The sequence below is a fragment of the Lacinutrix jangbogonensis genome, from assembly GCF_000797445.1.
In the GTDB taxonomy this organism is placed as follows: Bacteria; Bacteroidota; Bacteroidia; order Flavobacteriales; family Flavobacteriaceae; genus Lacinutrix; species Lacinutrix jangbogonensis.
In genome coordinates this window covers 13,606-27,454 of sequence record NZ_JSWF01000014.1, presented here as the reverse complement: position 1 = coordinate 27,454, position 13,849 = coordinate 13,606, and the positions used below count along the sequence as shown (strand labels likewise).

15 protein-coding genes are annotated in these 13,849 nt (G+C 30.7%); 10 read left to right on the top strand and 5 right to left on the bottom strand.

Features of this window, described 5'->3' with window-relative positions; translation table 11 throughout:
- Positions 1-38: 38 nt before the first annotated feature.
- Complete coding sequence (locus RH82_RS00815; RefSeq protein ID WP_034057283.1) at positions 39-800, bottom strand: lipopolysaccharide kinase InaA family protein; 762 nt, start codon at positions 798-800, stop codon at positions 39-41.
- 215 nt (positions 801-1,015) lie between these two features.
- On the opposite strand from RH82_RS00815, the gene RH82_RS00810 reads away from it, so the two are divergent.
- Entirely contained in the window at positions 1,016-2,017 is a 1,002-nt protein-coding gene (locus tag RH82_RS00810) for a glycosyltransferase family 9 protein (RefSeq protein WP_241147980.1), read from the top strand.
- A 205-nt stretch (positions 2,018-2,222) separates the two neighbouring features.
- Positions 2,223-2,594 (top strand): class I SAM-dependent methyltransferase, encoded by a 372-nt coding sequence (locus tag RH82_RS18710; RefSeq protein ID WP_241147979.1) that lies wholly within the window; start codon positions 2,223-2,225, stop codon positions 2,592-2,594.
- Here RH82_RS18710 and RH82_RS00800 read toward each other — a convergent pair.
- Positions 2,591-3,430: a glycosyltransferase family 2 protein gene (locus tag RH82_RS00800; protein WP_034057281.1), complete on the bottom strand. Its 840-nt coding sequence runs from the start codon at positions 3,428-3,430 to the stop codon at positions 2,591-2,593. The two genes, RH82_RS18710 and RH82_RS00800, sit on opposite strands and share 4 nt — an antisense overlap.
- 44 nt (positions 3,431-3,474) lie before the next feature.
- Here RH82_RS00800 and RH82_RS00795 point away from each other — a divergent pair, with 44 nt between their 5' ends.
- On the top strand, positions 3,475-4,212 hold the full coding sequence (locus RH82_RS00795) for a glycosyltransferase family 2 protein (RefSeq protein ID WP_034057279.1): 738 nt from the start codon (positions 3,475-3,477) through the stop codon (positions 4,210-4,212).
- 154 nt (positions 4,213-4,366) lie between these two features.
- Here RH82_RS00795 and RH82_RS00790 read toward each other — a convergent pair whose 3' ends face one another.
- Positions 4,367-5,086 carry a polysaccharide deacetylase family protein gene (locus RH82_RS00790; protein ID WP_034057277.1) on the bottom strand — a complete coding sequence of 240 codons (720 nt, stop codon included), beginning with the start codon at positions 5,084-5,086 and terminating at the stop codon, positions 4,367-4,369.
- Between the two features lie 126 nt (positions 5,087-5,212).
- On the opposite strand from RH82_RS00790, the gene RH82_RS00785 reads away from it, so the two are divergent.
- Positions 5,213-6,013, top strand: a complete 801-nt coding sequence (locus RH82_RS00785) for a glycosyltransferase family 2 protein (RefSeq protein ID WP_241147978.1) — start codon at positions 5,213-5,215, stop codon at positions 6,011-6,013.
- A 1-nt stretch (position 6,014) separates the two neighbouring features.
- Positions 6,015-7,082: a glycosyltransferase family 4 protein gene (locus RH82_RS00780; protein WP_034057276.1), complete on the top strand. Its 1,068-nt coding sequence runs from the start codon at positions 6,015-6,017 to the stop codon at positions 7,080-7,082.
- Here the strand turns inward: RH82_RS00780 and RH82_RS00775 are convergent.
- Positions 7,074-8,024, bottom strand: a complete 951-nt coding sequence (locus RH82_RS00775; protein ID WP_034057275.1) for a hypothetical protein — start codon at positions 8,022-8,024, stop codon at positions 7,074-7,076. The two genes, RH82_RS00780 and RH82_RS00775, sit on opposite strands and share 9 nt — an antisense overlap.
- Before the next feature lie 15 nt (positions 8,025-8,039).
- Entirely contained in the window at positions 8,040-8,990 is a 951-nt protein-coding gene (locus tag RH82_RS17535; RefSeq protein WP_052158135.1) for a hypothetical protein, read from the bottom strand.
- Between the two features lie 107 nt (positions 8,991-9,097).
- Between RH82_RS17535 and RH82_RS00765 the strand changes: the two genes are divergently transcribed.
- From RH82_RS00765 to RH82_RS00745, 5 genes are read left to right on the top strand one after another with little or no spacing between them, the layout of a single operon-like run.
- Entirely contained in the window at positions 9,098-10,000 is a 903-nt protein-coding gene (locus RH82_RS00765) for a glycosyltransferase family 2 protein (protein WP_034057273.1), read from the top strand.
- Positions 10,001-10,010: 10 nt separating this feature from the next.
- A complete protein-coding gene (locus RH82_RS00760) occupies positions 10,011-10,772 on the top strand; it encodes an FkbM family methyltransferase (RefSeq protein WP_034057272.1) in 762 nt (253 codons plus the stop codon).
- Positions 10,773-10,778: 6 nt separating this feature from the next.
- Positions 10,779-11,339 carry an L-threonylcarbamoyladenylate synthase gene (locus RH82_RS00755; protein ID WP_034057271.1) on the top strand — a complete coding sequence of 187 codons (561 nt, stop codon included), beginning with the start codon at positions 10,779-10,781 and terminating at the stop codon, positions 11,337-11,339.
- A gap of 16 nt (positions 11,340-11,355) precedes the next feature.
- Entirely contained in the window at positions 11,356-12,774 is a 1,419-nt protein-coding gene (locus tag RH82_RS00750) for a CCA tRNA nucleotidyltransferase (protein WP_034057270.1), read from the top strand.
- Between the two features lie 26 nt (positions 12,775-12,800).
- Positions 12,801-13,835: a COX15/CtaA family protein gene (locus RH82_RS00745; protein WP_034057679.1), complete on the top strand. Its 1,035-nt coding sequence runs from the start codon at positions 12,801-12,803 to the stop codon at positions 13,833-13,835.
- The last annotated feature ends 14 nt before the right edge of the window (positions 13,836-13,849 follow it).

The window sequence follows — 13,849 nt, the reverse complement described above, 5'->3', positions numbered from 1 at the left end:
TTACTCAAGACTGCTCACTGAATACTGAATACTGAAACCTACTTTTTCTTATTTAAGTACTTACGTTTTAAATACTTTTTGCGGTTAATTCTGCGCTTAAAATCTTGAGAAGATTGGAAAAGTAAATTGTAAACTTCTTGGTAGGGATAATCACTTATTTCTGCATACTCTTTAGCAATTACCTGAATCATTTTTTTAGATAACCACAAACGTTTTAGATTATCCATACGCTTTGAAAGATCCATCGTTTCAAACTGCATTCGGTTTAAATCAATAAGATAGAAATCGTATTTAGATTGGTCTTTAATAATCAAGGTATTCCCTGGAGAGTGGTCTAGAAAATTAATATTATTCTCGTGTAGCTTGAATGCGAATTGCGTAAACTGCTTTAAAATTTGATCTCGATTATCGAACAAAGGATTATGGATTAAGTCTCTAAAATCAAAATCGTAATCTACATGTTTGCTTATATAATAGCTAGATGTTAGTCCTGTTGAGGATGAATTTTCGACATAACCAACAGGAAAAGGTGTTAGAATATTGTAAGAAATTAACTTTTTGGCATACTCAAAAGAACGTTTGGCTTTACTTTTTCTAAGGTGTTTATATACAAAACTATTTATTAGTTTTGGTGTTTTAAACGACTTGACGTTTAACGTCTCTCCTCCTACTTTAAAACTTTTAATTACGTTTCTTTCTCCTTTAGTAACATAATCGCCTTCGGTATTAAAATGCGTGATACACTCTAAAATATCAGTTTTTAAATGTTCGTATTTGTTATGTAGGTGAATGTTTTGCATTAAATCTAATTATTTATCAAAGATATATGAATCTAAATTTTAATAAAAGCCGAAAAAACAATAATTTGCATTGATGCATAAATAAAGCACTTTAGATTTTTCGTTTTTACGGAAAAATAATGACTTTAACATGTTCAGCATACATGAAAAAAATCTTAGTTATACAGAATAAACGTATTGGCGATGTACTTATAGCATCCGTCATAGCGCAAAATATGAAAAAAATCTATCCTAATAGTTTGATTGACTATTTGGTTTACGATTATACAGTTGGTGTTATTGAAAACAACCCTAACATAGATAATATAATTGCTGTTAATGATGCTGAACTTAAAAAGTTTGGTAAACTCACCTCGCTTATTAATACACTTCGTAACAATAAATACGATATTATTTTTGATCCTTATGCTAAATTACAGAGTCGTTTAATCTGTTTAGCTTCAAATGCACCTATACGAATTGGTTTTAAAAAACGCGATAAAAATCCACCATTACCATTTTACTCGCATAATATTCCGTTTTTAAAAGAGAAAACTAAAAATTGTGGTAAAGCGATTGAAGACCGTATAAATATGGTGACTTCGGTTTTTGATATTAAAGCCAATGACATTGATTACGAACCAAAAATTAGTTTAACAGAAAGTGAGAAACAGTACAACAAACTAACTAATTACGACCAGCCTTTTGTTATGCTTGGCGTTTTAGGTAGTACACCTCAAAAATCAATGCCTTACGAGTATATTGTTGAACTTATAAATTACATTACAAAAGCGTACGCTGTTAATATTCTCTTTAACTATGCTCCACACCAAAAAAAGGATGCTTTAGATATTTACGAGCAATGTGCAGATAAAAATAAAATAGTTATCGATATCTACGAAGATAGTATTCGCGGTTTTATTACATTAATGAATAAATGCGCACTATTAGTAGGTAATGAAGGTGGAACAATTCATATTAGTAAAGCCTTAAACAAACCTACTTTTACTATTTTTTCACCTTATGTTCTAAAAGAGCATTGGGCTAGTTTTGAAGATGGTAAAAGGCATACCTCTATACATTTAGCAGAAGAAAAACCTGGATTATTCTCTACAGATAGAGATGAAAGACGTAAGATTGAAGAAGACCCTTCTTTTATGTATAAACAATTAACACCAGAGTTAATACTTCCTAAACTAGAAACATTTCTGTCGCATCATCTAAAAAAGAACGAATGAATATCGTCGATAAATTTCACAATTGGAGACGTACGCAACGTTGGAACAAACAATACAAAAAAAGGCCGTTGGGATAATTTAAAAGACGAAAAAAAACGTGCTAGATATGTTAAAATCGTAAATTATGCCAAGCATTATGGCAATAAAAAATCGGACATTTTAGACTTAGGTTCTGGTGATGGTGTTTTATTGGATTATTTTAATATTGAAAGTATATCTTCTTTTTGATGGCATGGATTTCTCTTCTGTTTCCATAAAAAAAGCGAATAGTAATACTAGAAAAAAGTCCTCTTTTTTTTGTGCCGATCTTCATACTTATAAGCCAAAGACCAATTATGATATTATCGCATTAAACGAAGCCTTTTACTACATTCACGAAAGCAAAAAGAGTGATGTTTTAAATACTATGATCAAACATCTTAAACCTAATAGCATTATTATTGTATCCATTTACAGAGAAGGTTTAGGCTGTTGGGAATATTTTAAAAATGATAAATTTATAGCATTAGACTTCAGTACAGTTACTACTAATGAAGAAAAGACGTATTGGAAAATTGGTGTCTACAAATTAGCTTAGCGCGTTGTTTTTGTGTCTTCTAATTTCTCAATACCATAAGGTGTTTTAATGTCTTTTGTATCTCTTGTGTTTTTTCGAATTTGTTGATTTTTAGTAATGGATTCAACATTTTTATAACCGCGTTTATGGTCTAAATGCACACAAACCGCATTGTACCTTATTTGCTTGGCTTTTATCCCCAAATTCATAAGTCTTTCTCCTAACTCTCGATCTTGACCGCCATATTGCATACGCTCATCAAAACCATTTATAGCTACAATATCAACTTTCCAGCCAGAAGCATTATGCCCATTCCAACTTGCATTAGTTGGAGTGAATTTATTTAAAAACCAAGATTTAAAACCTCTAGATGTTAATTTATTGTTTTTAAACGATCCTTTTAACCCAGATGCTTTTAACCACTTAACATTAAAACAATTTCCTTTTAAAATATCTTCTTTAGTTATTTTTGTTGAAATATCCATTGGTAACATAAAATAGCCTCCAGACAAAAAATAACCTTTTTCTCTATATTTCACATGTGTTTCAACAAAATCCATTCTTGGAATACAATCACCATCAGACATTATTATATAATCTGTTGTGCATTGTAAAATAGCTTTATTTAAAATTTGTGACTTTTGAAACCCATTATCTTCATGCCAAACATGAGTTATTGGATAAAGCATCTCAGACTTTAAAGTTTTAATTAAATCTATAGTCTCTTGTTTAGAACCATCATCTGCTATAACAATTTCGAAATTACTATACGTTTGGTTATTATAACCATGCAGAACTTTCTCTAACCATTCTGGAGAATTATAAGTACTTATTATTATTGAGGTATCTATTTTCATTATAACTGCAAATATAAAATTATTTTAGTAATTTTGAATTTTACATGAGCTCTATTACAGTAATTATACCGACTTATAACGAGGAAGCTTACATTAAACAAGCGATCCAATCTGTTGGGTTTGCATCTCAAATTATTGTTGTAGACTCTAATAGCGTAGACAACACTGCTCAAATAGCAGAAGAAATGGGCTGCGAAGTCTATTTAAGACCTTTCGATAATTTCTCCAACCAAAAGAACCACGCTTTACAATACGCAACAAGTGAGTGGATTTTATTTGTTGATGCAGATGAGCGGATTCCATATGCATTACAACAAGAATTATTAGCCGCTATAGATTCTGGTAAACATGCTGGATATAAGCTTAATTTCCCTCATTATTATATGAATCGTTTTCTATACCATCATAGTGATAATGTAACACGATTAGTTATTAGAAAAAAATGTCATTTTGAAGGTTCTGTGCACGAGAAACTAATTGTAGACGGCACTATTGGTAAGCTTAAAAATCCTGTACTACATTTTACTTACAAAGGATTACAGCATTATATAAGCAAGAAAGACAGTTATGCTTGGTTTCAGGCAGAGCAAATGTTAAACAAAGGAAAGAAAGCCACTTATTTTCATTTAGCTTTTAAACCGTTTTACCGCTTTTTTAGCAGCTATATTTTACGTGGTGGTTTTAGGGATGGTATTCCAGGATTAACTGTGGCAAGTGTTAATGCTTATGGTGTGTTTTCTAGGTATGTGAAGTTGATGCTGTTGAAGCGTGGAATGAGGTAGAAAATCCTATCCTGACTTATTTACGAAGGAAAAGAACATTGTTGGAAACAAAAAACAGTTTTGTCATTCTGAATTACGCAAGACTGAAAAACCTATTACCATTAAACTATGCTAATCTAAAGATTCTTCGCTGTACTCTGAAAGATATTGCATTCTAAAACCAGCGCTTTCCTTTCTTCAGCTTCTTCTCAAAAGCCTTCAAACTATCTTCGCCTTTAATATCCAGACGCTGTACCTGATAATTATCTTTAAACGGAAACGTATTTACACGATTGCCTATTCGTAAACCGTAAGCTATTTTATTTTCATTTAAAATATTAAAAAAGGCCAATTGCTCTTGAGTTTTTTTAGGAAAGTTACCATAAGGATATGCTAGAGTATTATTCACATTAAGGGTATTCTCGATGATAAACGCTTTACATTTATCGAAGTCCTCTTGTATTGTTTCAATGGATAAGTCGCTGTAACGTCTGTGTTCAAAAGAATGCAAACCAAGTTCTATCGTTTTAGAATCCATAGCTTTAAGTTGTTCAACAGTCATTATTGGCTCATTGTCTTTATCCCATGCGTTAACGGCTCCAATATATTGAAATGGAATATAGAAACACGCTTTCAATTCGTATTTCTGTAACAAAGGATAAGCGTATTCTAACTGATTAACATACACATCGTCAAACGTAATAATAACAGTTTTTTCTGGAAAATCTGTTGGTTTTTTCAAGCTTTGTAAATCGTCGAAATGTAAACTAGTGTAGCCGTTCTCTTTTAAAAACTTGAATTGCGTTTCTAGGTTTTTAATAGAAATAGTCAAGCCTTTGCTTTCGTTAGCATTAGCTGTAACACTATGGTACATTAAAATTGGAAGTTTTGGCATTTAATTTAAAAATATTATAATTTAGAAAACGAGTTATTTATTCAGTAATTCATTTTAAAGATTCCAAAATAAATTTGGAATAATTCAACTAGACATTTTTTTCTTAGCTTTTCAGCTTCAGAAAAAATGAGTTTCATTACTTTTGAAGCAAATATAATCGATAAATCCGATTTTAATTACATGATAAGCGCGTTAGCAATAACTTACAACGAAGAATTACACATAGAAAGCTACATTGAAAGCTTATCTTTTGCCGACGAAATTATTATTGTCGATTCTTTTAGCACAGACAATACAATTGCATTAGCCGAGAAATATGATGTAACAATTATACAACGTGAATTTATCAATTTTTCCGATCAGAAAAATTTCGCCATTTCTCAAGCCAAACACGACTGGGTTACTTTCTTTGATTTAGATGAAAAAATATCTCCAGAATTAATAAAGGAAATTGTAGACAAGGTGAAGTCTGATCCTCCTCTAAAAGCATATAATATAAAGCGAAGCTTTAATTTTATGGGAAAACGTATAAAATATAGTGGCTTTCAAACCGATGTTGCTGTGCGTTTATTTAATAAAAACTATTGCAAATATAATGGCCAAGCAGTTCATGAGTCTATTGAAACTAGTGAAGACATCGGACAATTAAAACATGCTTTAGACCACCAAACTTATAAGTCTTTCGATAATTATAACGAAAAACTAAGCCATTACAGTCAGCTTCAAGCCAAGGCGTTATTCCAGAAAAATGTACGCCCAAACTTGTACCATTTTCTCTTTAGACCTTGGTATCGTTTTATGCATCAATACTTTTTAAGATTTGGTTTTCTGGATGGCAAGGAAGGTTTTATTATAAGTTATGTGCATGCCTTTTCTGTGTATAAACGTTATATTCAGCTTTGGGCAATGTATAGAAATATTGATTAAAATGAAGAACGTTTTTTTAGAATCTCATAACATTAAAAACCAATTTAATGGTTTCGGACAGTTTAATTATCATCTAATTAAAGGGCTTTATAATGCTAAAATTTCAGATTTTAAAATGACTTTACATGCGAAGGACACTTCTCCTTTAGAAAAAGAATTTGGCGCATATTATAATTATAAAAAATACAATGGATTATCTAGAAAACCATTGTTTCGTATTCGTAAAAAATACCATGTTTGGCATTGTTTAAATCAGAATATAAAAGTAGAACCTTATCATAACATTCCTTATGTATTAACGGTTCACGATGTAAATTTCATAGACGAAGTATCTAGTGATTTAAACCATGAAACCAATAAACGTTTTATAGAAAAACTAAATCGCAGTAGTGCAATTACTTATATTTCTGAATTTGCAAAAGCATCTACGCACAAGTATTTTAATGTACCAAACGTTCCTGAATATGTAATTTATAATGGTAATCCAATTCAAGAGCTTTTAAGCTTAAACGATATCCATATAAAAGCGATAACTAATAAGCCTTATCTGTTTTTTATTGGTGGATTAACCACCCGTAAAAATGTACATACTTTAGTACAAATGCTAGAGCATTTACCAGATTACGATTTAGTATTTGCTGGAGATAACACAGACAACTATGTAAAAACGACATTAGCAGAAGCCATAACAAAAACAAATACTAAGAATAGAATACATTGTATTGGCAAAATTAATGCTGAAGAAAAGCAATACTATTTACAAAATTGTACTGCTTTTGTATTCCCATCTTTGTTAGAAGGCTTTGGCATTCCACCTATTGAAGCCATGCGTTTTGGGAAGCCTGTGTTTTTATCAAACCTCACCTCTCTGCCAGAAATTGGTGGAGAACATGCTTTTTATTGGGATAATTTTGAAGCTAAATATATGGCAGACATTTTCAAAAAAGGCATGCACACTTTTGAAACTAACAAAGCCGCTTATGAGAAGGCGTATATTGCGCGCGCAACTGGTTTTAATTGGGATAAAGCAGCCTTGGAATATGCTGAAGTTTACAGGAGTTTATTCTAAATTAAAAACGTTCTTCACCCAATTTTCTAAAATATATTTAGAAAGAATAGCCTCGTCTACTGGTACATAAGGAGAATTTACAAATGCTTCCGGAATTTCTATATGATCTTCATCTATAACCAAAATATTTTGTGGATTATAAAAATCGTAATGCACAACGTCTGCGTTTGTAGTAATTAGTTTTTTATTATGTCCTAAAGCTTCAAACACCCTAAACGATAAACCTACTTGCTCTTTTCTTTGAATTTCAATTATTATTTTAGATTTTTTTATCTTTTCCGCTACATCATCTACTGGAATCTGATTATGCATAATTGTTAAATAGGGAGAAGTTAATTCATCTGGTCCTAAAACTAAAATCTCTTTTTTCCATTTTTTTTCATGAATATATTTCGCCAATCTTTCCATTGCTTCATAACGATAGTCATAGGTAGAGACATTAAAAAATAGAATATCGTGTTTTACCACGTTACTTCTACTGAAAATATAATTGGTTAGAAACTCTAATTTATAAGTATCAACATCAATTTTATCGTAACTATATACTGTATCAAAAACCGAAATAATTTCTACTTTTCTAGGAAAACGCCTTGTGCTATCGTAGTAAAATGCTTCTAAACTTTTCGTTTTGTTTTTTAAGTGTTTTAAAGTTTCAACTTTAAGTAAATCTGGACGGATAACAAAAACAATATCCTGATTACCTAAGGCATTGATACTTTCAATGATATGAGTATTAACATACTCTTTCTTTAGGTTTTTACCTAAAAAGGCTTTAGACAAAAAGTTAGTTGTTTTGTGTCCAAAATTCCGATATTTAAACATGAATTTATCGATAAGTACAATCGAAGATTCTACATTTTCATATTTATTAAGCTCTTCATTTATTTTTCTTAAATAGCCCAAACTTGGCGGGCCAATAATTAAAATTTTCTTCTTTCGCATAATAGTTTCTTTGTTTTATAAATCAAACACATGATTTACCCAATGTTCTAATCTATACTTTTGTAAAACACTTTCTTCAATAGGAATATATGGAGAATTCACGAAATGTTCTGGCACTATTGGATTATCGGCATCTACTACCAAAATGTTTTGTGGATTATAAAAATCGTAATTTACAATATCTGTGTTATTTGTTATCAATTTTTTCTGAAGCCCTAAAGACTCAAAAATTCTAAACGATAATCCTATTTGTTGCTTCCTTTGAAATTCGACTAAAATTTTAGTCTTTTTAATGAGTTCAATCACCTCATCGACATAAATAATTTCATCAACTACATCAATAATACCTCTATTAGCCATTTCCAATTTAGGATGAAAAGATATAAATTTAAAACTCCAATCTGAAGCTTTTAAATATTTACCGAATGCTTCTAATTGTCCAAACCTGTAATCATCATCATTACCAGAAATATTAAAAAACAGATACTCAGGAGTATCGTTTACTGTACTAGATTCAAAAATATAATTCGTTATAAATTGAAAATTATATTGCTTAACATCAATCTTATCAAAACTGAATATTTTATCAAAAAAACGAATAACATCTTTCTTACGTTCTACTCTTTGAGCACTATCCCAATAATAAGCAACTAACTTAGCTGTTTGCTTTTTTACAGTTTTTAAAAAGCCATTCGTTACAAAATCTGGACGAATCATGAATATTTCATCTTGATAACCAAAAGCTTTAACTTCAGATTCAAGAAAATAATAGTTCTTTTTCAAATTAACACCAGTAAAAAGTTTCGAAAAGAAATTTAGGGTTTTCTGATAGTTATTCTTGTATCCTAAAGACTCTAAATACACAATATTCACTTCTAAATCCTCATGTTTTTTAAGTTCATTATACAAGTATTTAACATATCCGAAAGCTCTTGGGCTTATAATAAGCACTTTTCTTTTACTCATATTAATGATAGTTTTTATACCATTACAAAAGTATCTATTTTTATGGACTATTCTAAAAGTTTAATAAACAAGTTAAAAATCTTTAATGATTATTTACATTTGTAATTATGAAAGACATTTCGGTAATCATTATAAACTATAATACTGCAAAGTACACCATTGACTGTATTCAATCTGTAATAGTTAATACACGTGTAAATTTGTCTTACAACATTATTGTAATCGATAACAATTCTGAAGTTGAGGATTATAATTATCTCAAAAGCAATTTTCCGAAAAAAGAAAATATCCAGTTACATCGCAGTATCATTAACACTGGTTTTGGTGGCGGAAACATGTTAGGTGCTCAATTTTCGAGCTCCAAATACACATTGTTTTTAAACAACGATGCAATGCTTAAAAATGACTGTCTAGGGCTTCTTTTCGATTATATGGAAGATAATAATTCTGTTGGAGTATCTACTGCTCAAAATTATAATGAGTATGATGAACATGTTATATCATTTGATCATAATAAAGGTATTAGAAAACTAATTTTAGGCAGAAGTTTTTTAGAGAAATACTTCCCAAAGACGCATCCAAAAAGAAAAAAAACATATACTGCTCCTGTTGATGTAGATTTTGTTAATGGTGCTTTTATGTTTTTTAGAAGTAGTGCTTTTGCTTCAGTTGGTGGTTTTGACACTAATATATTTCTCTATTTTGAAGAAATGGATATCTGTCATAGATTAAAACAACTTAATTTTAAAAGTGTTTTAGTGCCTAGCTCGAAAATTACTCACTATCAAGGTGCAAGCACAGGAACGTCTAAAGCTATAAGTAAAGAAGGATTTTTATCGTATATCTATATCATTAATAAAAATTATTCTTTTTCAAAATATCTATTTATTAAACTCTATTATTGTTTAACCTTTTTAATAAAACCAAAGAAATGGTTCTTATTACCAGTAATATTAAAAGGTGCTTCGATCACTAAAAGTCTTAAACAAAAACAAAAAATAAAATTTTAATTCATCATTTATGTTAGCACAATTAAAAACGATAAAGAAACTAAAAGGAAATTTTAATTTTTTTGATGCTTTAAAGCTTTTCAATGGTTTAAAAAAAGAAAAGGAAACAGTGTACTCAAACAAACGAAAAAGAACACTGCATTTTAGAAAAAACACAAAAGATTTTGAAACTTTTGAAGAAGTTTTTATCACCCAAATATATAATATTGATTTAACATTTACACCAAAAACAATAATAGATGCTGGTGCTAATACAGGTTTCGCTTCCTTATTTTTTAAATTTAGATATCCAGATGCAGATATTGTAGCTGTAGAAATTGACGGTGGGAATGCAGAAATGATAGAAAAAAACTTAAAAGGTTTCTCAAACTTTGAAATTATAAAAAAAGGGTTATTTAATAAACATGCGTTTTTTAAAGTTGAAAACCCTTACGAAGCAACAAATAGCTTTGTAATAAAAGAAGTTAATCAAGATGACAATTATGACGTAGAAGCGGTTACTGTATCGCAAATCATTAAAGATAAAAATTGGGACACAGTAGATATCTTAAAAATTGATATTGAAGGCGCTGAAATGGAACTTTTTGAATCTAATTATCAAGATTGGCTTCCAAAAGTTAAAGTTATTTACGTTGAAACACACGATAGAATGAAACCCAAGTGTGCTTATACCGTTATTAAAGCCATTAACGAATTTAATGATTTTATTCTATATACATGTACCGAAGGCACCTTGGTTTTTTTCAACAAAGCACTAATGAAATTACCATAAAAAATAATGAAAGAAGAAATCAATAAAGCTATAGAAGTATTAAAACGTGGAGGATTAATAGTATACCCAACAGATACTGTTTGGGGCATTGGCTGCGACGCAACAAATGCAGAAGCTGTAGAGAAAATATATAAACTTAAACAGCGAGATGATAGTCAAGCACTTATTTGTTTAGTAAATAATTATGGTATGCTTGAAAGGCATGTAGATAATGTGCCAAGAATGGCTTATACTATTTTAGATATTGCCGATAAACCTACCACAGTTATTTATGATAATCCAGCCGGAGTTGCAGAAAATTTAATAGCTCATGATAATACTTTAGCCATAAGAATTGTAGATCATGATTTTTGTAAAAAAATGATTAGGTATTTTGGGAGACCAATAGTTTCTACATCTGCAAATCTCTCAGGAAAACCAACACCTAAATCCTTTAAAGAAATAGATGAAGTGGTTTTAAAAGGTGTGGATTATGTCGTAAATTTGCAGCAACAAAAAAATGGAGGAAATCCTTCAACAATTATTAAACTAAGTAATAGTAGCGGTATTAAGATTATTCGCGAATAGCTAGTTAGCAAAGACAATGAATCACAAAGAAGCACTGCAACACAACATCTTTAAAGTAATCTCAAAATCTGCTGCAGAATTAAACCTCGATAGCTATGTTATTGGAGGCTTTGTACGCGATTATTTATTACAACGTGGTGATGCAAAAGATATTGATGTGGTTGCCATTGGTAGCGGAATAGCATTAGCCAGACAAGTTGCTAAAAACTTACCGAACAAACCAAAAGTTCAAGTATTTAAAACCTACGGTACTGCAATGCTTAAGCTTGATGCCATTGAAGTCGAATTTGTAGGCGCACGAAAAGAATCTTATAATGAAGATAGCCGAAATCCAGTAGTAGAAAATGGTACGTTGCAAGACGACCAAAACCGACGCGATTTTAGCATTAATGCTTTAGCTTTAGATTTATCTGAAGCAAATTTTGGTGATTTATTAGATCCTTTTAATGGTGTTGAAGATTTAGAACACAAAAATATTTGTACGCCTTTAGATCCAGATATTACGTATAGCGACGATCCTTTGCGCATGATGCGAGCGATTAGGTTTGCGACACAATTAGGATTTATAATTGAAAAAAAATCGCTTGATGCTATTACTAGAAATAACGAACGTATTAAGATAATTACTAACGAACGTATTGTTGTAGAGCTTAATAAAATATTAGAAAGTAAAATACCTTCTGTTGGGTTTCTATTATTAGAAGAAACAGGATTATTAAAATACATCCTTCCAGAATTAACAGCCTTGAAAGGTATTGATGAAGTTGAAGGACAAAAACATAAAGACAATTTTTATCACACGCTAGAAGTTGTTGATAATATTGCTAAACACACAAACGACGTTTGGTTGCGTTGGGCTGCACTGCTCCACGATATTGGAAAAGCACCAACGAAAAAATTTAGCAAAAAAGTAGGCTGGACCTTTCATGCTCATGAGTTCGAAGGCTCCAAAATGGTATATCATTTGTTCAAACGCTTGAAAATGCCATTAAATGAAAAAATGAAATGCGTTCAGAAACTAGTATTTATGAGTTCACGACCAATTGTATTGGCTCAAGACGTTGTAACCGATTCTGCCGTGCGCCGTTTGGTATTCGATGCTGGTGAATATGTAGATGATTTAATGACGCTTTGCGAAGCAGATATTACAACCAAGAATCCAAAGAAATTTAACAAATACCATAACAATTTTAAAATTGTTAGAGAAAAAATAATTGAGGTTGAAGAGAAAGATCACGTTCGCAATTTCCAACCACCTATTTCTGGAGAAGAAATTATAAAGGCTTTTAATCTAAAACCTTCTAGAGAAATAGGAATTATTAAAGAAGCTATAAAAGAAGCCATTTTAGAAGGAGAAATCCCAAACGAACACGAAGCAGCTTTTAACTTAATGATAGAAAAAGGAAAAGCTTTAGGATTGAAAATTTCAGATTAATTAAGGTACTATTGTACAAAATGAGTATAAAAAAACACTTTAGAACCATAGCGAAAACCGCATTAGTTTTAATCTATTTAGTAATTATAGCCGGAGCTGTAGTGCGCATGACAGGTTCTGGAATGGGCTGTCCAGATTGGCCAAAATGTTTTGGTTATTATATTCCACCAACACAAGCTTCAGATTTAGATTTTAAAGCAAATCACGATTACAAAAAAGGTATTGTTATTATAAAAAACGAAGGTCTTTTAGTTGCCGAAACCGCATTTAAATCTTCTCAAAAAATAGATCTCAACAACTGGAAACCCTATACAAAACACGACTATGCTACTTTTAATGCAGTACATACTTGGGTGGAATATATTAATCGTTTAGCAGGAGCATTGTCTGGTATCCCAATATTAATTTTTACAATTATTTCCTTTTGGTTTTGGCGAAAAAACAAATGGATTACTATACTTTCTATTCTCACTGTTTTTGGTATGGCTTTTCAAGCTTGGTTGGGAAAAACAGTTGTAGACAGTAATTTAGCACCACATAAAATCACCATCCATATGGTTATGGCTTTGGTTATAGTTGCCTTTATATTGTACATTATTTTCGCAGCTAAAACGCGCTTTAAAAATCAAATTATAGATTCAAAATTTAAAAATATTTTACTATTTGCTATTCTGTTATCACTTATTCAAATTATTTTGGGAACACAAGTTAGACATCACGTAGACGAACAAGTAAAGAGTATTGGCTATATAAAGGAATTATGGATGCAAAACCCAACATTACAGTTTTATGTACACCGTTCCTTTTCGTTTGTAGTTTTTTTTACAAACGCTTGGTTATACATTAGAAATAGAAGTTTAGCGTTAGGTTACAACAAAATAACATTGGCTCTTATTTGTATTATTTTTGAAGTGATTTCAGGCATTGCGATGTATTATTTCGACTTTCCATTTTTATCACAACCTTTACATTTGGTGATTGCTACAGTTTTATTCGGAATTCAATTTTATGTATATTTAGAAAACAGGCGTAAAAGTATTTTTATTTCAAAGGAAAGATAGAAGACAATCGTACC